General features: G+C 37.3%; 22 protein-coding genes. 5 read left to right on the top strand and 17 right to left on the bottom strand.

All coding sequences use genetic code 11. The features are described from left to right. Positions 1-10: 10 nt before the first annotated feature. From AC1DFT_RS12890 to AC1DFT_RS12940, 11 genes are all read right to left on the bottom strand, one after another. Positions 11-781: a 2-keto-4-pentenoate hydratase gene (locus AC1DFT_RS12890; RefSeq protein WP_478159160.1), complete on the bottom strand. Its 771-nt coding sequence runs from the start codon at positions 779-781 to the stop codon at positions 11-13. A gap of 16 nt (positions 782-797) precedes the next feature. Further along, a complete protein-coding gene (locus AC1DFT_RS12895; RefSeq protein ID WP_478159161.1) occupies positions 798-1,268 on the bottom strand; it encodes a flavin reductase family protein in 471 nt (156 codons plus the stop codon). Between the two features lie 12 nt (positions 1,269-1,280). Next, on the bottom strand, positions 1,281-2,231 hold the full coding sequence (locus tag AC1DFT_RS12900) for a VOC family protein (protein WP_478159162.1): 951 nt from the start codon (positions 2,229-2,231) through the stop codon (positions 1,281-1,283). A gap of 29 nt (positions 2,232-2,260) precedes the next feature. After that, entirely contained in the window at positions 2,261-3,217 is a 957-nt protein-coding gene (locus AC1DFT_RS12905; RefSeq protein ID WP_478159163.1) for a VOC family protein, read from the bottom strand. Between the two features lie 139 nt (positions 3,218-3,356). Beyond that, positions 3,357-4,292, bottom strand: a complete 936-nt coding sequence (locus AC1DFT_RS12910) for an SMP-30/gluconolactonase/LRE family protein (RefSeq protein ID WP_478159164.1) — start codon at positions 4,290-4,292, stop codon at positions 3,357-3,359. A gap of 78 nt (positions 4,293-4,370) precedes the next feature. Next, positions 4,371-5,579 (bottom strand): acyl-CoA dehydrogenase family protein, encoded by a 1,209-nt coding sequence (locus AC1DFT_RS12915; RefSeq protein WP_478159165.1) that lies wholly within the window; start codon positions 5,577-5,579, stop codon positions 4,371-4,373. Positions 5,580-5,655: 76 nt separating this feature from the next. Then, on the bottom strand, positions 5,656-6,525 hold the full coding sequence (locus AC1DFT_RS12920; protein WP_478159166.1) for an alpha/beta fold hydrolase: 870 nt from the start codon (positions 6,523-6,525) through the stop codon (positions 5,656-5,658). A 12-nt stretch (positions 6,526-6,537) separates the two neighbouring features. Then, complete coding sequence (gene tcuA / locus AC1DFT_RS12925; RefSeq protein ID WP_478159167.1) at positions 6,538-8,025, bottom strand: FAD-dependent tricarballylate dehydrogenase TcuA; 1,488 nt, start codon at positions 8,023-8,025, stop codon at positions 6,538-6,540. A 33-nt stretch (positions 8,026-8,058) separates the two neighbouring features. After that, positions 8,059-8,913, bottom strand: coding sequence for an alpha/beta fold hydrolase (locus AC1DFT_RS12930; protein WP_478159168.1), 855 nt, complete (start codon positions 8,911-8,913; stop codon positions 8,059-8,061). Positions 8,914-8,928: 15 nt separating this feature from the next. Beyond that, positions 8,929-9,879, bottom strand: coding sequence for a VOC family protein (locus tag AC1DFT_RS12935; RefSeq protein ID WP_478159169.1), 951 nt, complete (start codon positions 9,877-9,879; stop codon positions 8,929-8,931). Positions 9,880-9,982: 103 nt separating this feature from the next. Next, complete coding sequence (locus AC1DFT_RS12940) at positions 9,983-11,182, bottom strand: acyl-CoA dehydrogenase family protein (protein WP_478159170.1); 1,200 nt, start codon at positions 11,180-11,182, stop codon at positions 9,983-9,985. Positions 11,183-11,408: 226 nt separating this feature from the next. Between AC1DFT_RS12940 and AC1DFT_RS12945 the strand changes: the two genes are divergently transcribed. Both AC1DFT_RS12945 and AC1DFT_RS12950 read left to right on the top strand, forming a co-directional pair. After that, positions 11,409-13,232 (top strand): V4R domain-containing protein, encoded by a 1,824-nt coding sequence (locus tag AC1DFT_RS12945; RefSeq protein WP_478159171.1) that lies wholly within the window; start codon positions 11,409-11,411, stop codon positions 13,230-13,232. 320 nt (positions 13,233-13,552) lie between these two features. Beyond that, positions 13,553-14,710: an MFS transporter gene (locus AC1DFT_RS12950; protein WP_478159186.1), complete on the top strand. Its 1,158-nt coding sequence runs from the start codon at positions 13,553-13,555 to the stop codon at positions 14,708-14,710. Positions 14,711-15,794: 1,084 nt separating this feature from the next. On the opposite strand, the gene AC1DFT_RS12955 is transcribed toward AC1DFT_RS12950, so the two are convergent. The 4 genes from AC1DFT_RS12955 to AC1DFT_RS12970 form a co-directional block, all read right to left on the bottom strand. Continuing rightward, positions 15,795-15,956: a hypothetical protein gene (locus AC1DFT_RS12955; protein ID WP_478159172.1), complete on the bottom strand. Its 162-nt coding sequence runs from the start codon at positions 15,954-15,956 to the stop codon at positions 15,795-15,797. Next, positions 15,940-16,281: a transposase gene (locus AC1DFT_RS12960; protein ID WP_478159173.1), complete on the bottom strand. Its 342-nt coding sequence runs from the start codon at positions 16,279-16,281 to the stop codon at positions 15,940-15,942. Before AC1DFT_RS12960 ends, AC1DFT_RS12955 begins: the two co-directional genes overlap by 17 nt. A 75-nt stretch (positions 16,282-16,356) precedes the next feature. Continuing rightward, positions 16,357-16,536, bottom strand: coding sequence for a putative motility protein (locus tag AC1DFT_RS12965; RefSeq protein WP_142607431.1), 180 nt, complete (start codon positions 16,534-16,536; stop codon positions 16,357-16,359). Positions 16,537-16,594: 58 nt separating this feature from the next. After that, the gene (locus tag AC1DFT_RS12970; RefSeq protein WP_478159174.1) at positions 16,595-17,053 is read right to left on the bottom strand and encodes a Dps family protein; all 459 of its coding nucleotides are present in this window, start codon (positions 17,051-17,053) and stop codon (positions 16,595-16,597) included. A gap of 100 nt (positions 17,054-17,153) precedes the next feature. Between AC1DFT_RS12970 and AC1DFT_RS12975 the strand changes: the two genes are divergently transcribed. The 3 genes from AC1DFT_RS12975 (at position 17,154) to AC1DFT_RS12985 (ending at position 18,691) form a co-directional block, all read left to right on the top strand. Continuing rightward, a complete protein-coding gene (locus AC1DFT_RS12975; protein WP_478159175.1) occupies positions 17,154-17,276 on the top strand; it encodes a hypothetical protein in 123 nt (40 codons plus the stop codon). 4 nt (positions 17,277-17,280) lie between these two features. Beyond that, complete coding sequence (gene yidD, locus AC1DFT_RS12980; protein WP_478159176.1) at positions 17,281-17,514, top strand: membrane protein insertion efficiency factor YidD; 234 nt, start codon at positions 17,281-17,283, stop codon at positions 17,512-17,514. A 100-nt stretch (positions 17,515-17,614) separates the two neighbouring features. Next, positions 17,615-18,691 (top strand): metal ABC transporter solute-binding protein, Zn/Mn family, encoded by a 1,077-nt coding sequence (locus AC1DFT_RS12985; protein ID WP_478159177.1) that lies wholly within the window; start codon positions 17,615-17,617, stop codon positions 18,689-18,691. Between the two features lie 27 nt (positions 18,692-18,718). Here AC1DFT_RS12985 and AC1DFT_RS12990 read toward each other — a convergent pair whose 3' ends face one another. Beyond that, on the bottom strand, positions 18,719-20,149 hold the full coding sequence (locus AC1DFT_RS12990; RefSeq protein WP_478159178.1) for an o-succinylbenzoate--CoA ligase: 1,431 nt from the start codon (positions 20,147-20,149) through the stop codon (positions 18,719-18,721). Between the two features lie 65 nt (positions 20,150-20,214). Beyond that, positions 20,215-21,033, bottom strand: coding sequence for a 1,4-dihydroxy-2-naphthoyl-CoA synthase (gene menB / locus AC1DFT_RS12995; RefSeq protein WP_093060293.1), 819 nt, complete (start codon positions 21,031-21,033; stop codon positions 20,215-20,217). Positions 21,034-21,035: the final 2 nt, after the last annotated feature.

A 21,035-nucleotide genomic window follows, 5' to 3' on the forward strand; every position in this document is an offset into this window, starting at 1 on the left:
GTCACCTCTTTTATGAAAATGCGACACGGACAGTGCCGTACGCTCCGAAATCTGCTTCGAAAGAATCACCTGCTTCAAACGGTACTGCTGCCGTGATGGCTCCTGCTAAAATGAATTGTCCTGCTTTTAATGTAATATCGTAATCACTTAACATATTAGCAAGCCATGCAACAGCCTTTGCCGGATTTCCCATTACTGCACTACTTACGCCTTTGTCAAATACTTCGCCGTTTCGCTTTGCAACTAATTCAATGGTCTCCAAGGCTTGTAAGTCAATAGCTGTACGTTTTTGTCCGATTACTGCACCTGCTGAAGATCCATTATCGGCGACAGTATCTTGAAATTGAAATTTCCAATTTTCTATTCGACTATCAATAATCTCAATTGCAGGAGCAATAGCCTCCGTTGCCGCAATGACGTCTGTTTCTGACACATTTGGTCCTTGTAAATCCGATTTTAAGAAAAAAGCTAATTCAAATTCTACTTTTGGTTGTATAAATTGCCCTAATTTAATCGGTTCTTCTTCTGCGTACACCATTGTATTTAATATATGTCCAAAATCAGGCGTGGTAACCTTAAACATATCTTGCATCACTTTACTTGTTAAACCGATTTTCATGCCCACAACTTCGGCTCCAGCTTCTGTTTTTTCTTGTATTTGAAGAAGCTGGATACGATAAGCATCGTCAACTGATATGTCAGTTGACGATGTAAATGGAGCAATCGGTTGCTTATTCGTTTCAGCTAATCTTAATAATTGAGCTCCTTGTTGAATATCCACCGATGTTTCCCCCTCCTTATACTGGCACTGTCTCTAGCGAGCGGTATTTCCCTGCATAAAACAATAATGGCTCTCCCTCTTGCACACGAATATCACGAACCTTACCAATGAATAATGTGTGGTCCCCTTCGATATATTCACTAACAACGTCACAGCTTACTTGTGCTAGAGCATTTGGTAATACAGGAATATCTGCCAGTGTTTCAAATGTTACTTCACGATCTTCTTTTATTTGTCCTGCAAAAATCATCGACTGTTCCTGTTGATCAGTAGATAAAATATTTACAGCAAAAATGCCACTTTCTTTGATTTTGGACAGGCAACGTGCATTTCCACCGATGGAAATAACGACTAATTTTGGATCAAGTGATACGGACATAAATGCATTCGCTGTCATTCCATATGGCTGTCCTTCATATAGCGTTGTAATAACTGTCACACCTGTTGCAAATTTCCCCATCGCATCACGAAATAAACGATCTTCCATTTTCCATTCCCCCTATGCTTTAATTGTTGGATTATTTTCCGTTTTGGCATCCATTTGGTCGCCCCAATACGTAAAACCAATGTCCATTTCATCTAGCGTCCAGCGAATCGGCTCCCAATCTGGTTCGAATATTAAGTAACCATTTGTAAAGATTTCAAGGCGTACGCCACTACCTGGGTCAATGGCATAAATATACATAGCTTGTGAAATACCATGTTTTCCAGGTCCCTTAAAGTAAATACCGTGTTCTTTTAAAATATCTGCTGCGCGCAATAAATCTTGTGCATTATCTAACCAGTAAGCAATATGATGTACTTCATGTGTTGATGGTGCATTGGGGTCAAAACTTACAGCAATATCGTGCACAAGTGGAGTTACGCTTAGCCATGCTCCTAGGTAGTTACCATCTGGTGCTTCAATATATTCACGTAGATTAAAGCCCAATTGTTCTTGCAAAAAGTCTGCTAACTCTTTTGTAGGCAACGAAGACAATAAATTCACGTGATCAATGCGTCTTGGTGATACGCCACGATTCCAGGAGCGATGCGTTTGGTTTTTTAGTACAGATCGTGTTTCAGCTGATGCTAAAGTTTTTTCCATTTCAAAGTAAATTTCGAACGTATGCTGACTTGGTGTCTTAAAGCGAAATGCTCTTCCTTGCCCTGCTTCTGTACCTGGTTTCACCCATTCAATTTCTATCCCATTAGCATTTAAAGACTCTGCAAATGCATCCACATCTTCTGTACGCTTTGTACGCCAAGCAATATGATCTAGGCAAGATTCTTCCCCAGCACGAATGGATAAGGTATGATGTTCAAAATCTCCCCATGCACGCAGATAATGTACCCCATTTACTACTTCCGTTTCTTCTAAACCAATTACTTCTTTAAAGAACCACAATGATTTTTCTATGTCTGTACTTACTAATCCGAAATGTCCTAATTTTGATATCTCTGGTTTCATGTACTATTCCTCCCCTTTTCTCATATTAGTTATCGTGATTCGATTGTAATATTATTTAACTCTTTATCTTGCACACTATCGCCCCAATAGGTGTTTCCTACAGTTAACTGTTCATCGCGCGTCCACTCAATTGGCTCCCAATCCGGTTCGAATATTAAATAGCCACCCGAGAACAGTTCTACACGACAACCGCTTCCTGGATCCATTACATACAAATAAATTGCTTGAGAAATTCCATGTTTACCTGGACCAATAAATGGAATGCCCTGTTCTTTTAAAATGTCTGCGGCACGTAAAATATCTTGTGCATTGTCTAACCAATAAGAAAGATGATGTAAACGTGCTTTTGATGGTAAAGTCGACTTTTGGACTAGAGCAACATCATGAACAAGAGAAGTTACACTCATCCATCCGGCTAAAATACCATCCTCCCCTTTTACATATTCACGCAAATTAAAGCCCAGTATATCAAGTAAGAAATCAAATGTAAGATTAGCATTTGTAGATGTATGAATATTTACATGGTCAAAACGACGAGGAGATGTGCCTTTTCTATGTGCTTTATATACTTGGTTTTTTAAAATAGATTTATATTCTGATGCAGCTTCTGGTTTTTCTACATCATAATAAAACTCAAATGTATGTCCACTTGGCAATTGGAAACGAATCGCTTCTCCAATCCCGGGTGTAGATCCTTTTGGACATTCCTCCACGACTACATTTGCTTCTTGTAAAAGTGTTTTAAAGCCTAAAACACAATCTTTCGTTTTCGTCCTCCACCCAATTCGTTTTACATACGAGTCATCCCCTTGTTCGATACTCAACGTATGGTGCTGGAAGTCCCCCCATGCCCGTAGATAATGTACGCCATCGATTTCAGCTGTTTCTTCTAAACCAATAACTTCTTTAAAAAACCATAATGATTTTTCTAAGTTTGTACTTACTAATACGATGTGGCCTAATTTCGCAATTTCTGGTTTTACCATTCCCAACCCTCCGCTACTTATCTATCATGTTTAGCTATCTAAACTTATATTTATCATATAAAAAGAAAGCGATTTCAGTTAGAGCTCTTTTTATCTATAAATACATCTTTTTTAAGCAATTTTTATTGAATTTTACTATTCAGCATGATGGCATTACAAATTGCTCCATACCAACATTTGATATCGGTATCTCTAATAGGTAACCAGCTAAAGTTTCTTTAGCTACGCGTCCCTCTGATAATGGTTCTTTGGCGGTTGTGATATAAAGCTTATCTAATCCTTCTCCACCAATAACACATGAAGTAACATGTGAAACAGGTAAATGAATTTCTTCTAGAACTTGCATCGTTGTTGGGTTTAAACGAATTATTCGTGTTGGCTTATTACTTTTTTGAGCGATAAGTCCTCCTTTAAACAATGTTATCCATAAGTTACCTTGCGCATCAATCGACATTCCACAAGGAAACCCTTCGAGCATTTCAGACGTGTACGCAATCCGTTGAAATTCTAAAATGCCCTCCTCACTAAATTTATATTGAAAAATAGATTGTTTAGCCGAATCAATATGGTAGAATATATTGGTTTCCTTTTGCCAAGCTAAACCATTGGATAACGCAATATTTTCAAGTAATACTTGTACTTCTCCATTTGAGCTAATACGAAATAACTTTGAATTTTGAAAAGGATAATCCGACATCGAAGTTGGCGCAGTTTCTCTAAACTTTTTAAAAAAACCATCTGATGTACCAACCCATATATAACCGTCTGGTCCACACTTTGCATCATTTAAATAATGCAATGCACTTAATCCAGGAGGAAAGGCAAAGGGCTTTTTCATCCCCATCTTAAAGTTGATCTTATATAAACCATCTCTATACACACCGATAAATTGACCATCTTCTGCAGACACAATGGCTTCAATTGGCCCCATAGCATCATAAACTTGTTCTTCTTCTGTCGTTGGATGGTATGTAATAATTTTTTGAGCGCTACTATCTAACCAAATGATCCCGAACTGCTTATGCCAAATAGGTCTTACCGCAAACTCTGCTTGATAATGACCACATGTTTTCATCTTTTCACCACCCAAAATATTGATAAAAAAGAGAAAAGTMCTAAACTTTTCTCTTCTCTTTTAGCTGTATACAATTTATTATGCGAAATACGTATTCGGCTCTAAGTCACAAAGAATACGTCCATGTGTTTCTAAGAGTGAACTTGGCGTGATAAATGCGTGTAAGTGCATAGTTATGAAATCTCGATAAAACGCTTGGAATATATTGCTATTATAAGCAAACACTGAACCGGCTCCTGCAAGCATTAGATCAAAGGATTCTTTACATAACTGATTTGCAAAACCAAATTCTGCTTTCATGCGAATGCTTTCTTTTTGATTAAATAACTTTCCTTGACGAGAGTACTCATCAAGTTTATTAATAACATCGATAAACATTAAACGGGCTGCTTCAATTTTCATTTCCGCTTCTGCAATTTGTAAATGCGTTACTGGTGCCTCACTCATTTTCTGATAGAATGTATTACCAATACCATCCTTCATGACACGTTGCATGTGTAAATCGAACCCACCTAGAGCAAGCCCTAATGCAGGTGCTACAATGGACAAGGTTAACGATGGAACAAATGGTGTACGGTATAGTGGCTCATCTTTTAGTTCATCAATAAGATAATGTCCTTGAACCGCTAAACGATCTAGTGACACCCGGTGGTCTGGGATAAATACATTTTCCATCATGATACTATTACTACCTGAACCTTTTAAGCCTACTACATCCCAATCATCTAAAACCTTCACCTCATTACGAGGAACGATGAAAATAGCCATTTCTTGTCCACCATTACCATCATCAACAGGGGCACCTGAATAAAACCAGTCTGCATAAGGGGATCCAGATACGAATGGCCATTGAGCTTTTTTTACTAAGTAGCCCCCCTTGACACGCTCTACATCTATATTAATTGGTTTGAAGTTTCCAGCAAGCACCACATCTTTATCGTGATTTTCTCCAAAAATTTCGGTTAAGGCTTGGCGACCGAAAGCATATGAAACCATATAATCACGAATATTACTTAAAGATACAAACCACCCAGCAGAACCATTTCCACGTGAAATTTCTGTCACCACTTCAAAATAGGTGCGCATATCTGTTTGATAGCCACCAAACATTTTCGGTCGTAATACTTTTAGTAATCCTTTATCACGAATCATTTGAACAATTTCATCTGGAATTTTACCCGTTTGATCGATTTTTAAGGTCGCATCACGTAAAATTTGTTGCAGTGAACGCGCGTTTTCAATCAGCATATCGCGTACTTCAATTTGTTGAACTGATGTTTGTGTCATAGTGCTTCACTCCTTTTTATTGTGCATCTTAGAAGATCAAGTTCAAGCCAAGTATTCCTATAACATAGCTTTTAACTTACACGTTCACAGTTTCTGATTTTGAGGAAACGCTTTTTTGAAAGAAATGCTTTGTAGCATGTAAAAACTCTTCACGTTGCTCAATCATTGCCCAGTGACCACATTTTTTAAATACATGCAATTCACAATTGGGTAAGTGATCTAATGCATATAAACTACTTTGTAATGGAACGAAACGATCAAAATGCCCATGAATTAAACAAAATTCATTTTGCATGCGTTCAAAGGCTGTTTGAGGAATTAACATTTCCGTTAAGCTAGATTTCGTAAAATTTTCTCGATAGGAACGATAAATTTCTGGACGTTGGAACATTTCAAAACGTTGTTCTACCACTTCGTCAACGAAATCTTGCATATGCTCGATATCATACACAAACCAAGATAATAAGTTCCGTAAGTTTTCTTTTGTAGGATCTAAATGGAAGTTAGCTAACTTCATTAGCTCAACTGTTGGCTCTTTTAATAACACGCCAGCACCCATTAATACGTTTTTCGGGAATCGCTCTGGGGCTTCCATATTTAAATACATCGCAATCACGCCGCCTAGGGAGTTCCCTACTAAATGGGCTTTTTCAATTTGTAATGTATCCATTAAGTCTAAAATTTGTTTTACACGTTTGGCCATCCATTGAACGCCATTTTCCGGATATTCTGTTGGATGATCTGTATCTCCAAACCCAACTAAATCTGGAGCTACAACATGATAATCTTTCGCATAATCTTCTAATACATGTTGCCAATTTGCTTTTGCTCCGGCCCCTGGTCCCGAACCATGTAATAGAATTACCGTTTCTTTATTTCCTTTACCAGACTCATAGATAAATGTCCCATAATCCCCTGTTTGTACTTTGTGTGCTTGAATTGACATACAAGTTCCCCCTTATTTCAGTTGATATACTGCCTGAACATATTTCGCAGCTTGAGTGCCGGCAATTTTACCAAATACAGATCCTGACGTAAGACCTGCCCCACCTGGATAATTGTCGTAATATAGACCACCTATAATTTCTCCAGCTGCATATAAACCTTCAATTGGAGTTGTATCTTCATGTAATACTTGCGCTTTTTTTGTAATATGTAGACCACCATATGTAAAGGTAATGCCACAACCAATGGCGTATGCTACAAATGGTCCTTCATCAATAGGGTTTGCCCAGTTTGATTTCGGCACGCTTAATCCTTCTGTACCTTTGCCATCCAACACATTCGGATTAAATTGGACATCCATTACTGCTTTGTTGAAGTTTTCCACCTCTGTTAAAAAGCCTTCACGGTCTACATCACCCATCAGTTCCACAAGTTCTTTTAGTGTGTTGGCTACAACTTTTGAGACAGCGCGTCCTTCATATTCTTCTCGTAAGAATCGTTTTCCTTTAGCATCGAACACTTGCCATGCATATTGGCCCGGTTGTTTTAAAATTTCTTTTCCTATTTTGGCATACGTATAATTCCGAAAATCCTCGCCTTCATCGATAAAGCGTTTCCCTTCTTTATTAATAAGGATGCCAAAAGGGTAGCTTAACTTTTGAAAGCCTTCTTTGAAATTTGGCAAATACCGATCACCACCAACTGCATGTGCACCAGACCAATTGCCGATCGTTCTTGCTCCCAAATCCATGGCCATTTTTAAACCTGCCCCAGTATTAAATTTGCATCCACGTGTATGAACGCTATCCCATCCAGGTCCTAAATATTTTGTACGCATTTCGACATTCGCATGAAAGCCACCACTTGCTAATACAACCGACTTGCATTGAATGTATCCGTCTTGATTTTGCTGCCGAACGTGAATACCTTGAATTTGTTTATGTGTCATGCCTAACTTAACTCCGGAAGTATTATAGAAAATACGGACTCCCAAACGCTTTGCCTCCAAATGAAGTGCATCTACTAGGCCTTTGCCACCTCCGACTGCCTCTAATACCATTCCGCCCCAAAATTTGAAGATGCCATCTACTTTAAAGGCTTGGCGACCATAAATTGGTATCCATTTCACTTGATGTGATGTTAACCACTGCATTACTTTGTAGCTTTCCTTTGCCAAAATATTGGCTAAGTCATAGTCTGTTCGATAATTTGAAAGGCGGCTCACGTMTTCAAAAAATTGCTCTTTGGTATAAGCGCCAAAGTCTGTCACCAGAAATTCCTCATCTGTCATTTCCGGTAATAGTGCCCTTATTTCTTCACCAGTATTGTAAGCAAAGCGCATGGAACCATGCGTATATGTGGTATTACCACCTTTTTCGGCCTCTGAGGAAATCTCTAAAACAATGACATCACTTCCTTGTTCCGCAGCAGCGATTGCTGCACACATGGCGGCATTACCCGCACCTACTACGACAACATCTGCAGTCCATGCTTGAGACATTAAAACATCCCCTTTATTGAAAGCGCTTTATTTTTATACTAACCTTTTAAAAAATTGTTGAATTAAATGATTAAATTCATCTTTTTTCTCAATTTGAGTCCAATGTCCACATTGGCTAAAAACATGAAGTTGTGCATTTCCCAAATGTTCTAATAAATAGTAACTAGATTCAATGGAGCATACTTTGTCATCGCGACCATGTACTAGTAAGATTGGATGTTGCAGTCGATTTAATGCAACTGTTGGAATTGGCAAGGCTGCTGTTGCAAAAATAGAGTTATTCGAACGCTTCACTTCTTCACGCATTGCATTTTCGAATCGTGGCTTTGTCACTTCATCAATGACAGGTTGCATTGCCTCTTGATCATAGACAAACCATCCCATAATTTGCTGAAGGCGCTTTTCAGATGGATTATCATAAAAACTTTTGGCACGTGCTAACTCCAAACTTATTTTCGTATTCGGCGTTCCACCTGGTCCCATTAATACAATGCGATCAAATCGCTCTGGGTATTCAACTGCTAATTCTAATGCAATCGAGCATCCTAAAGAGTTGCCAACTACATGGACTTTTTCTAAATTGTAGTGATCTAAAATTTCTATAATTTGTTCCATCCAGCAGTCCATCCATGCTTGACGGTTTTTTAGCGGGACGTCTGGATGATCACTTTGTGCAAAACCATATAAATCTGGTGCTAAACAATGAAATTGTGACCCACAGTCATTTAAAGCATATTTCCAGTTTGCAATCGCTGTGACCCCTGGTCCTGAACCGTGTAAAAACAAAATTGTTTCCGGATGTTGTTGACCTGATTCATTCATCCATGTTGTATATTTACCAGTTTTTATTGATTGCGATGTAACAGTTACTTCTGTTGTCGCCTGCATATTTAAACCTCCTCTTTACGCTTCAATTGTTGGAACAATGAGTTCATTTCCTGTAATGCTGTCACCCCAAAATGTATTTCCAAGTGCACGCTCTTCTGGTCGCCATACAATTGTTTCCCAATCAGGTTCGAAGATTAAGTACCCTCCTGTAAACAGTTCTACACGACACCCACTACCTGGATCAATGACATATAAATAAATAGCTTGAGAAATGCTATGTTTGCCTGGACCGATAAATGGTAGATTAGATTCTTTTAATATATCTGCTGCTCGTAAAATATCGCCTACATCGTCTAACCAGTATGAAATATGGTGGAATCTTGCAGTCGTTTCTAGCTTTTTATGCGTGACAAGAGCGATATCATGAACAAGTTCTGTCACACTCATCCATCCTGCTAGTAATGTACCATTTTCATCCTCTATGCATTCATTAATGCGGAATCCTAACTCTTCCACAAAAAATGCATACACACTTTTTGCATCTGCACATGTATGAATATTGACATGATCCAAACGTCTAGGTGAAATTCCCTTTGCCCATGACTTATACGTTTGATTTTTAAGGACTGATTTTCGATGATCTTCGACTAGAGGACGCTGAATATCATAATATAATTCAATACGATGCCCGGATGGTGCCGTAAATCGAATTGCCTCTCCAATACCAGGTGTTGTCCCAATAGGAACATTTTCTATTTCATAGCCTTTTGCTGACAACTGCTGTGCAAATAACTCCACATCTTCTCTTCTTTTTGTGCGCAAACCAAAATGTGTTACTCTTCCTGTCTTACCTGGGCTAATCACTAAGCTGTGATGTTCAAAATCACCCCAAGCCCGGAAGTAATAACTATTATCAATTTGTTCCGTACATTCCAGACCAATTACTTCTTCGAAAAATTTAACGGATGTTTCCATATCTGACGATTGCAAGGACACATAACCTAATTTTGCAATTTTAGGATTCAATTACAGGTCAACTCCTTTCGCTATTACTATCTTAATAGAAGCAAATTCATCAGAACTATAGAAAAAACATGTGAAAAACAAATCATTTTTCATTAGTTTTTACCTAATAACGGATGGCATTTGGCTCTAGCCCTACTAATAATCGCCCATAATTTTCACGTGTAATGACAGGGGATAAGGAGCGATGAGAATTCATCGTAATAAAATCACGAATTAACCTTTGCATTGGATTCTGATCATAAACAAAGCCTGAACCACTCGCAGCAAGCAACGAATCTACCGCTTCTTTTAATAATTGATTTGCATAACCAATATCAGCTAGTGCTTTTAAACGAAGCTCTTTTGGCATAATTTCTTGTTTTGCTGCCCACTCATCCATACTCTTAGCTAAATTCATTAAGTACATTTCGGCTGTTTCCACTTTTAATGTTGCGGTTGCGAGCAATGTATGAGTGCTTGCCGCGTCTTTAATCATCTCTACGCCCATATGTTGTGCTGTTCGATAAGGCAAACTTTTTTTAAAGTTTTCCAACATTTCTTGTACAACCCCGAGTTCCGGCAAACCTAGCGAAAGGATTAATCCTGGGAATAAAGCAGCACTGTATAAAGGAATATCGCGTAAATGTGCAGATTTGAAATCACCATCTAAAACGGCAATAAAAGAGGTTACATGATTGTCTGGGACAAAGACATTTTTCATACGGACAGCATTACTTCCTGTGCCTCTTAAACCAAGTGTGTGCCAATCATCTTCAATTTCTAGTTTGCTAAATGGAACGGTCATCAACAGTTGCTCCAAAATATTTCCGTCTTCATCTTTTGTATACATGCCAAAGTAACCCCATGTTGCATGCAAKGATCCAGAACAAAACATCCAATGACCCTCCTCTATTAAATAGCCACCGTCTACTTTATTTACTTTGCATTGTCGTGGCTCGTAAACCCCTGCAAAAAGAACATTTTCTGGATTTTGTCCAAAAATCGCTTCATGCGCTTCTTCATTGAATGATTCAGCTACCATTAATTCACGAATAGCGCATAAAGAAGCAATCCAACCAGTTGAAGCACAAGCCTTTGAGATCTCTACAATGACCCTTGCGTATGTTTCCACACTTAATTGCAACCCACCATAACGTTTAGGACGCAAGATTTTTAAAATGCCTGTATCTTTTAACTCTTGAATGGATTCTTCTGGAATACGACGTAACTCCTCTGTTAATTTAGTACGCCCACGTATTTTTTCTGCCAATATTTTTGCTTCCTCAATAACAGCTATCTCATTTTTTGTTAAAACATCTTGCATTGTATTCACTCCTATCGTATTAGATAAGTTAAATGTAACGAAAGTCAATGTTGAAATGTACAATGAAAATCGTTGAATTTTGAACTTGAATTCTAATAAAAACTACTCAAAATATAAAAATAGTTAATTTTCTCTAGATACACACTATTTTTCTCTGAATTTTCTGGTAACATATCTTTAATAACTTTTTTATCTCCGTAAAGAATTTACGAAAAGAGGCGAACAAATGACTTTACCAACCTTTGACAAAGAACTGTATACAACTTCAAATTCATTTGGCTTATTACGTAAAGAACTAATCGAGCATTTAGGGCATGATTATGCAAAAATATTCTTATTAAGATATGGATGGAATTTAGGTGTAGCCCATGCAAAAGAAGTAGACCGCTTGCCTTTAAGATTACGTGAGAAATTAGACTGTGCATCTTCTTATCATCTAGACACTGGACAAATTACGGATTTAATTACTGAACGAGTATTAGAGTTAGATGAACATGACAATATTAAAGATATTTATGCAAAGGGAATTTGGATTGATTCTTATGAAGCTTTGGAGCATCAGCAGCATTTGGGAATAAGCAAGCATGTAGTCTGTCACACGTTGGCTGGTTATGCAAGCGGTTACACATCTTATTTAACAAAAAAAGAAATATATATAATAGAAGTAGCCTGTCGTGCGCGTGGGGATGCGGAATGCGCCTTTGAGATGCGCGCTTTAGAAGATTGGGATGCGGAAACACAATCGTATGTGATTAAAATGAATCATTCCCGATTGATTGATGAATTAAATACAACTTATGAACAACTTTATCAAGAAAAGCGGGTTACAGAGCGAGTGTCTATTTTCCATAACAATTTAACAAAAGGGCTTACACAAGGAATGACACTAGGACAATTATTGGATACTATTCACAAAACACTAGATATACCTGTAGTGTTGCTTGACTTAAACTTAAAACCTTATTTAACTGCTGGTATTACATCAGAAGAACTAGATGGTCTACACGAAGATTTTGCTAGTCAAGTTGGACAAACAAGATCTGGTAAGATTTTATTAAAACCGATTGAACCTGAACATCCTTTACAAATAGATGCCAAAAAACATACACGGCTAGTTTGTCCTATTTCAGTCCATCATCAGGTTATTGGCTATGTTGCATTTATTTATCCACCTCAATCAAAGCAATTGGAATTTGAGCAAGACTTTATCCAACGGGCCGCAACAACTTGCTCTCTTCATTATTTAAATGAGAAAACGAGTTTAGAAGCGATTGAAAATATGAAAGCTTACTTTTTTGAACAACTTCTTCAAAAGCAATATACATCCAAGTCGAGTATGATTAATCGCAGCTATTTAATGGATATAGATCTAAATCAAGATTTTTTTATCGGCAATGTCAAAATGCTCAAAAATAGCCTACAAATTAAAGAACAACATTTGTTAGCAAAAGTGATTCAAACATTTGCAATTTATTTGGAAATGCACAAAATTCCTATTTTTATTACCCAATATCAAGATGAAATTATTTTTTTGATGCAGAAACAGCAAAACACACTAGATATTGCGGAAAGTATTTTAAAGCATTTACAACGTTCTTTTAAAATATATGATTTTCGGATTGGCATCAGCCGTGTAATTCAAGACATTGAAGATATTCCAGAAGCCCATCAACAATCGATTATTGCCTTAAACTTTGATAAAAAGCAATCAATTATCTTATTTGAAAATACGAGTATTATTAGTTCCATTATCAATCCGCACAATAAGTCCTCCATCATTCAACTAGCTAGGCGCGAGTTAAAAGCCATTTTAGATTTAAAAGAACCAAAAAAAGTAGAGTTTTTAAAAACACTCTATACTTTTTTAAAGAATAATGGTAATTTGCAAAAAACAATGGATGATTTAAATTTATCAATGAGTGGCTTAGTATATCGCATTCAAAAACTGGAAGATTTATTAGATAAAAATTTACGAAACTCTAAGGATTCTTTCGAATTAACATTCTGTATAGAGGCATTAGAGATATTAGGAGAGATAGAAATTGAATAAACTTTTACAGCTTGCGCTTTTTAGTAGCGTAGGCTTTTTTTATTGAAATACTCAATTCTCGGTAAACTCTTATGAAAGAATACTTCATTATTAAGTAGGTTTTATCTATTTAAGATAAAACGAAAAATGTTACTATTTCATTAACTTTACAGAAAGGAGATAAACAATTTGAAAACGCTTACTTAAAAACATGTAATCATAGCTCCACCATTTTTAAAAACTGGTCAGAGACAGCTTTTAAGCAATTACTACTTATAAGAGGGGGTTATCTTATTTTTCCAGCCAAAAGTAAAAACTTTTTAAAGTTCCTCATTGTCATCATTGCATTCCAAGATGTGGCAGCAGGTGTCGCAGGTTCAATTATGGCAGAATTAATTGAAGCTTTTCCCGAATTTGCACCATCTACTGTTATGTTAATTGCAACGATCCCTGGTTTATTCCAGATTGTCCCTTCCTTATTTTACGGGAAACTTTCGACGAAATTCAAATCCCGTAGCTTATTATTTACTGGTCTTGTTTTATTTTTAATTGGTGGTCTTATGCCATTCTTTTTAGATAATTTATTTTTAATCATTGTCTTCCGAGGAATTTTAGGACTTGGTGTCGGAATTACGTTACCTTTATCTATTGACATCATTACTCGATTTTTCGAAGGTCGTGAGCGAGATTTCCTAATTGGATTCGGTACATCCACGATTGCTTGTATAGGTGCAATATTTTTCCAACTTGGTGGAGGAATGTTAGCGGATAGCTTTGGGTGGCAATATGGGTTCTTAGTTTATTTATTTCCTATTTGGATTTTGGCAATTACATTTTTATACTTACCAGAACCGGAAAAGAAACATACAATTCAAGCTTCTTTAAAAGAAACATTATTCTCTGCCCCTAAAACGGTATATGGTTTTACAATAGGGCAAGTTTTTTACTCGATGCTAGTATTTGGATATGTGACGAACATAGCGATTCTTATCCAATCAGAGGGATTAGGGAACGCTACAGAGGCAGGGCTTGCGATTTCCTTATTTACATTTGGTACATTAATTGTTGGGATGTTCTTCTCTAAACTACGTGCACTTATGCCAACACAAAATGTACCTATAGCAGTTTTACTAACTGGTGTTGGTATATTTGGGTGTTATTTAGCAAGTAGCTTAACTATGATTTTTATTGCTAGTTTTATTGGCGGAATAGGCTTAGGACTAGTGCTCCCTGGAGTTTTAGCACGAACTTCCGAATTATCAAATGAGCAAAAAGGCATTTCATTTGTTGGTTTCGTAGTAGCTGCACAAGGTTTTGGCGGTTTAATTAGCCCATTTTTTTATCAAACCATTTTAAATATCATAGGTTTAGAAGGTGCACGCTCTACATTATTGTTTGCTTCGATAGGTCTAGCTATTTTAGCAATTGTATGGTCCATTATTTTAATAATGAGCCATTCCAAATCACAAGTAACCGAGCCTCGTGCAACTGCCTTATAGGTTAACAAATGAATTCTTACTAATTAAACAAGCTACCAGATCTGGCCATGATAAATTTCGGCTAATTAATTCAAAATATTTAGGTATGTAGTTGTTATGTATATAAAAAGAACTGGAAGATTCATTTCTTCTAGTTTTTTATTTTCCTTCGTTGTAAGACTTATCTAGTACGTTATACTGCCGCATAGCTCCGAACAAAAAAGGAAACGCCTCTCCCTGCCCCAATATAACAAATGAGACGATGAATGGTATGACGCACATAATAGGGATAATGTGTTGTAGTAACCGCTGTAATTTTCGCCGCAGTCGTACGCTTTCCGCCGGGTGAGCGATGAGCCATCCCCGCCGCCCTTAGGCGGACGTTGGGATGTCTCATTTGCCCACTCATCCGGCAGGAGTCGACGCCTGTAGCGAAAACCAATGGAATTTGCTTACTTATTCAGTATTGACTCGCTAAAAACAAAATTTCCTCCGTTTTTCAACTATGTGAATCCAATAAATGGATTAGGGTAACCAATTGATCATCGAAAGCAATCAAATCTTCTCTGAAGGGAATCAAATCAGCACGAGAGCAACCAAATTACCGGTGAAAGCACTCAATTCTTAAAACAGCAAGTTTACTTGGAGTGAGATAACAAGGAATACGAGGAACTATTCCAATAAGTGGATGATATAAATCAATTTTATCCTAAAAGATGTGCTCTTTATTAGGAGACCGCATTTTCTAATTAGATTTAATAAACATTACGTAGTAAAATGGGTAATTTTAATCGCTGATATGTGTCGACACTAAATTAGATAGCAATTCCCATGGATTTTCGCTACAGGGCGGCGACTCCAATGGGATCAAGTGAGCAAGACGAGACTTCACATCGTACGCGCTAGCGGCGGTGAAGGCTCATCGCTCACCCCATGGAAAGCGTCCGACCTGCAGCGAAAATCACAGCGGTCTCTACGACGCATTATCTATATCCCGTACAATATATAAAATGTCATACCTAAAATATAACTTGAAAAAAGTTATTCTCATGTCAAAATTTTGTAACAAAAAAGACTTAGCGATCATGCTAAGTCCTTCAGCTAACTAATCCTTTTGTCGATCTTTTTTATAATGCTCGTTTCCTTCTTCTCTATTTTCGGCAATATTCTGTTTCGCTTTCAGTTGGGGGTCTTGGTTTAACAAAGAACTTACGTTACGATAATTGGTCGGAGTTTCATTTCCTTTTCGATTAATATTTTTGCTCAACTGTCTCTCTCCTTCTTGGGTTAAAATAGGGTAGCTGTTCGACAAAGTGTTTAGATTCTTCATCTCCAAATTCATGAATAAGCGCATATAGCTTTTTCATTCTTCTGTCGTATTGATCATTTTCCTTATCAAAATGATAACTTTTTATCGGTATATGTGCGCGCCAAAAGTTGCTAATTTCTACATCTTCTAATTGATCAAACAGCCTTTGAAATACAGGAATAATCTCACGGTTGACCGCAATTTCAAATTCCCATGGTGATTCGTCGGGATACAAATATAATTTTTGACTTTTGACCGATACATATACTTTGTTTAAAGTCATTTACACACATCCTTTTCAAATAGTATGTGTGTAAAGCAAAAAAACATGCACCAAAGTAATTGGCACATGTTTTTCTTACGCTTGAATATCCACTACTGATCCTTTATAAGGATGGGGAGCAGCGGTTTGAGGCATATCTTCAAGCATTTGAACTGCAGCTACCGTATCCATGTTCATGGCATTTTGTAATACGCTCATTTGGACCGTTTGCTGGAGTTGCATAAGTTGTGAAGACATAATGGAATTAATATCCACCTAAATCCCTCCTTCATACACTTATTATCGGATAGCTGAGATAGACTTTGTATAGGTTTTATTTCTTAGTTTCGTTCGTGTCCCCTAAAAATGCATTCAGCATCCATTGATGTTTTTCCGTTTTTTGATAAATAGCATTCAGTATATCTTCGGTCATATCATCTTCTTCTTTCGCCGCTTCTTCCATTCCTTTTTTGAGTGATTTCATGATTTTATCAAAATCTTTTACAACTGCTTGTACCATTTCATTCGCGCTTTCTTTATTCTTCGCTTCTTTAATATCGGAAAGCTCTAAATGCTCTTTTAAGGTTGCAACAGGTGCCTCCCCTAAAGTTAGTAGACGCTCAGCGATTTCGTCCATATTCAATGTTGCTTCGTTATATAATTCCTCAAATTTTGCATGCAAGGTGAAAAAAGACGGTCCTTTCACATACCAATGAAAATTATGTAATTTTGTATATAATACCGACCAGTTTGCAACTTGCTTGTTTAGTTCTTTCTTTAGTGTTTCTGACATAAATTTGCCACTCTCCCTAAAATAATAGTTGCTTTCTCTTTTAATATACCTCTCTATTCCTTACAATAAACATACATACAATTTTTATGGAGTGAAAAGCATGGTATTTTGGATTTTAGGTGCAGCAATCCTACTAAGCATATTTGGTTTTATATTTTTGTATAAATTAGCGTTGAATGAAAAACCTTCTTCCATTGATCCTAAGCCTAAGGATGTTGAATAAGTATATGAAGCATATTATAATAGCTATTTTCCGCTTTTATCAAAAATTTATTTCTCCTTTATCGCCGCCTAGTTGTAGGTTCTATCCAACTTGCTCCCATTACGGTGTAGAAGCAGTGCAAAAACATGGAGCGATTAAAGGCGGATACTTATCGATTAGAAGAATATTGAAATGTCACCCTTTTCACGAAGGTGGCATTGATCCTGTTCCAGAAGAATGGCCTTTGAAGAAAAAATAATTCAAAGGCTATTTTTTCTTGCTTTTTTTTATCTGGTCCTGTATGATGTAAAAGTTATTAGAATTTAAAACGTAATCATTACTGTTTAGGAGTGAGAATTTTGAAAAAAGGTCTTTTATTATTTTTAGTGTCCATCCTTGTTTTATTTACCGCCGCATGTGGAAATGAAGCAAGTCCAGCAGAAACACCGCAAGAACAAGACGATACGGTTCAAATTTATACAACTGTCTATCCTCTTCAATATTTTGCCGAGAGAATCGGAGGAGATATGGTAAATGTGCGCTCTATTTATCCTCCTGGTGCAAATGAGCATACTTTTGAACCTACGCAAAAAGACATGATGCAACTGGCAGACGCGGATTTATTTTTCTACATAGGCTTAGGATTAGAAGGTTTTGTTGATAATGCGAAAAAAACTTTAGCAAATGAACATGTGAAAATGGTGGCAACAATTGATGCGGTTCCTGAAGATCAATTAGATACTAGTATACATGACCATGAGCACGAAGAAGCTATAGAAGAAGAACACGATTACGAGCATGAAGAAGCTACAGAAGAAGAACACGATCACGAGCATGAAGCGGCTACAGAAGAAGAACACGATCACGAGCATGAAGCGGCTACGGAAGAAGGTCACGAAGGGCATGACCACGGAGGCACAGATCCACATATATGGATTTCTCCAAAAATCAGTCAAAATCTAGCTTTATCAATTAAAAATGCACTTGTAGAATCTGCTCCTGATCATACAGAAACTTTCGAAAAAAACTATGAACAATTAATCGCAGAACTCCAAACATTGGATAATGATTTTGAAGAAATGGCGCATCATGCACCAAACAAAACATTTTTCGTTTCACATGCTGCCTTTGGTTACATTGCAAACACATACGGTTTAGAGCAGGTTGCAGTAGCTGGTCTAAACTCACAAGATGAGCCATCTCAAAAAGAACTAACAAAAATTATCGATTTAGCAAAAGAAAAAAATATAAAGTATATTTTGTTTGAGCAAAACGTATCATCTAAACTAACAGAAGTCATCCAAAAAGAAGTAGGTGCAGAAAGCTTAGTATTGCATAATTTAGGTGTTTTATCCAAAGAAGACGTTGCAAATAACGAAACATATTTCACGCTGATGAAAAGAAATTTAGACACTTTAAAAACAGTATTACAATAGTGAAAAAACACTTAGAATTTTAATTTTCTAAGTGTTTTTTATATAATTGAAAAGTTCTCTCCGTAGCAACTTATTCGATCCATTACGAGGTAATTGTTCTACAAAATAGTAATCCGCCGGTTGCTTATAAGGAGCTAGTTGCTTTTTCATAAATGTTCGCAATTCTTCTTCGGATATTTCACCTTTTAAAACAACAAATGCGACAGGTACTCTCCCCCAAATGTCATCTAGTTTTCCTGTAACACCAGCTTCTTTTACCGCAGGATGCTTCACCAAAGCCTGCTCTACTTCTGCAGGATAAATATTTTCTCCACCAGAAATGATTAAATCCGAACGACGATCCACGACAAATAAATATCCTTCTTCATCTAAATATCCAATATCGCCCGTATGTAACCACCCATCTACTAATGGATTCGTCATTTCCGCTGCTCCAACATATCCCTTTGTCACATGTGGACCTTTGATGCAAATTTCTCCGATTTTCTCATCGCCATCAATACGCACATCCGCAAAAAACAAAGGTTTACCTGCAGAGCCTAGTTTACGAATTGCATCTTCACTTGCTAACGTCGTCGTTTGGGAAGCTGTTTCCGTCATACCGTATGTTTGTAGAACCGGAATATTTCGCTCGATTGCTCGCTCTAAATAATTTAAAGGCACTGGTCCTCCACCAACAATTAGCGATTGAAACGTATTAGGAAATGACAAATCTTTTGATTCTAATACAGTCAACATTCTTTCTAACATAACTGCAACAGCGGACATACGTGTAACAGTACCAAATAAAATTTCTTTGATTGCTGCTTCAGCATCAAATTTAGTATGCAGATTAATTGCCATTCCATAATATACAGAACGCATTAAAATAGAAAAACCACTAATATGAAATAATGGCATCGAACACAACCAACAATCATTTGGGTGGATACCTAGATTTAGGGCAGATCCAGTTGCATTCATCACATGATTCTCAAGCGATTGTCGTACACCTTTTGGACGCCCTGTCGTACCCGAAGTATACATAATCGTAATTGTACGGTCTTTTGCCCAATCTTTCTCTACTTCAAAGAAGGAACGCTCCGCATTTTCAATTTCATCAAATGAAAATTTTTTTCTAAAAGACAAGCCTCTTTTCGCATGATCATCAACCAATAAATAGGCCGGTGCACTATCTGCTAATTGATAGTTTAGCTCTTCTTCTGATAGTCGTTCATTTAGTAATACAATCTCGCAAGCTAACTGCATACATGCATGTAAGACTACTACTAATTTTGGATTAGAAGAAGCCAAGATTGCAATTCGCATTCCTTTTTCTATGCCTTTTGTATGAAGCTTCTCAGCAAATTCCATTGCTTCATCTGCTAATTCGGCAAATGTCCATTCCTGTTCATTAAATCGTAATGCAACTCGATCAGGCGTTAAACTCGATCGTTTCATTAATAAATTCGGATACATAACTATTCTTCCTTTCAAAAAGAAGCTGCCCTATCGAAAAGGGCAGCTTGGACTAGTTCAGCCAATCACGGGAAACGTGGGAATTGACCAAAATCAGGTTTACGTTTTTCTTTAAATGCGTCGCGACCTTCTTTTGCTTCATCTGTTGTGTAGTAAAGAAGTGTTGCATCTCCAGCCAATTGTTGAAGACCCGCTAATCCGTCCGTATCTGCATTCATCGCTGCTTTTAAGAAACGAAGTGCAGTTGGGCTCATCTCAAGCATCTCTTCACACCATTGTACAGTTTCGTCTTCTAATTGCGCATAAGGAACGACTGTATTAACTAGTCCCATATCAAGTGCTTGCTGTGCATCATATTGACGGCAAAGGTACCAAATTTCACGTGCCTTTTTATGACCGATAATACGAGCTAAATAACCTGAACCATAACCGGCATCAAATGAACCAACTTTAGGACCAGTTTGTCCAAAGCGAGCATTCTCAGCAGCAATTGTTAAGTCACATACGACATGAAGTACATGTCCCCCACCAATCGCATAACCAGCTACCATTGCTACAACTGGTTTTGGAATAACACGGATTAAACGTTGTAAGTCCAGTACGTTTAAACGAGGAATTTCGTCCTCTCCAACGTATCCACCATGCCCACGTACTTTTTGGTCTCCACCTGAACAGAAAGCATGTTCACCTTCACCTGTTAAGATGATAACCCCAACGTTTTTATCATCACGTGCACGTGAAAATGCATCGATCATTTCCATTACCGTTTTCGGACGAAATGCATTTCGCACTTCCGGACGGTTAATCGTTACTTTTGCAATACCATTATAAAACTCATATTTAATGTCTTCATATGTATGTAGCGTTGTCCATTCACGAGTCATCT

The organism is Psychrobacillus sp. 05T411 (genome assembly GCF_056396485.1).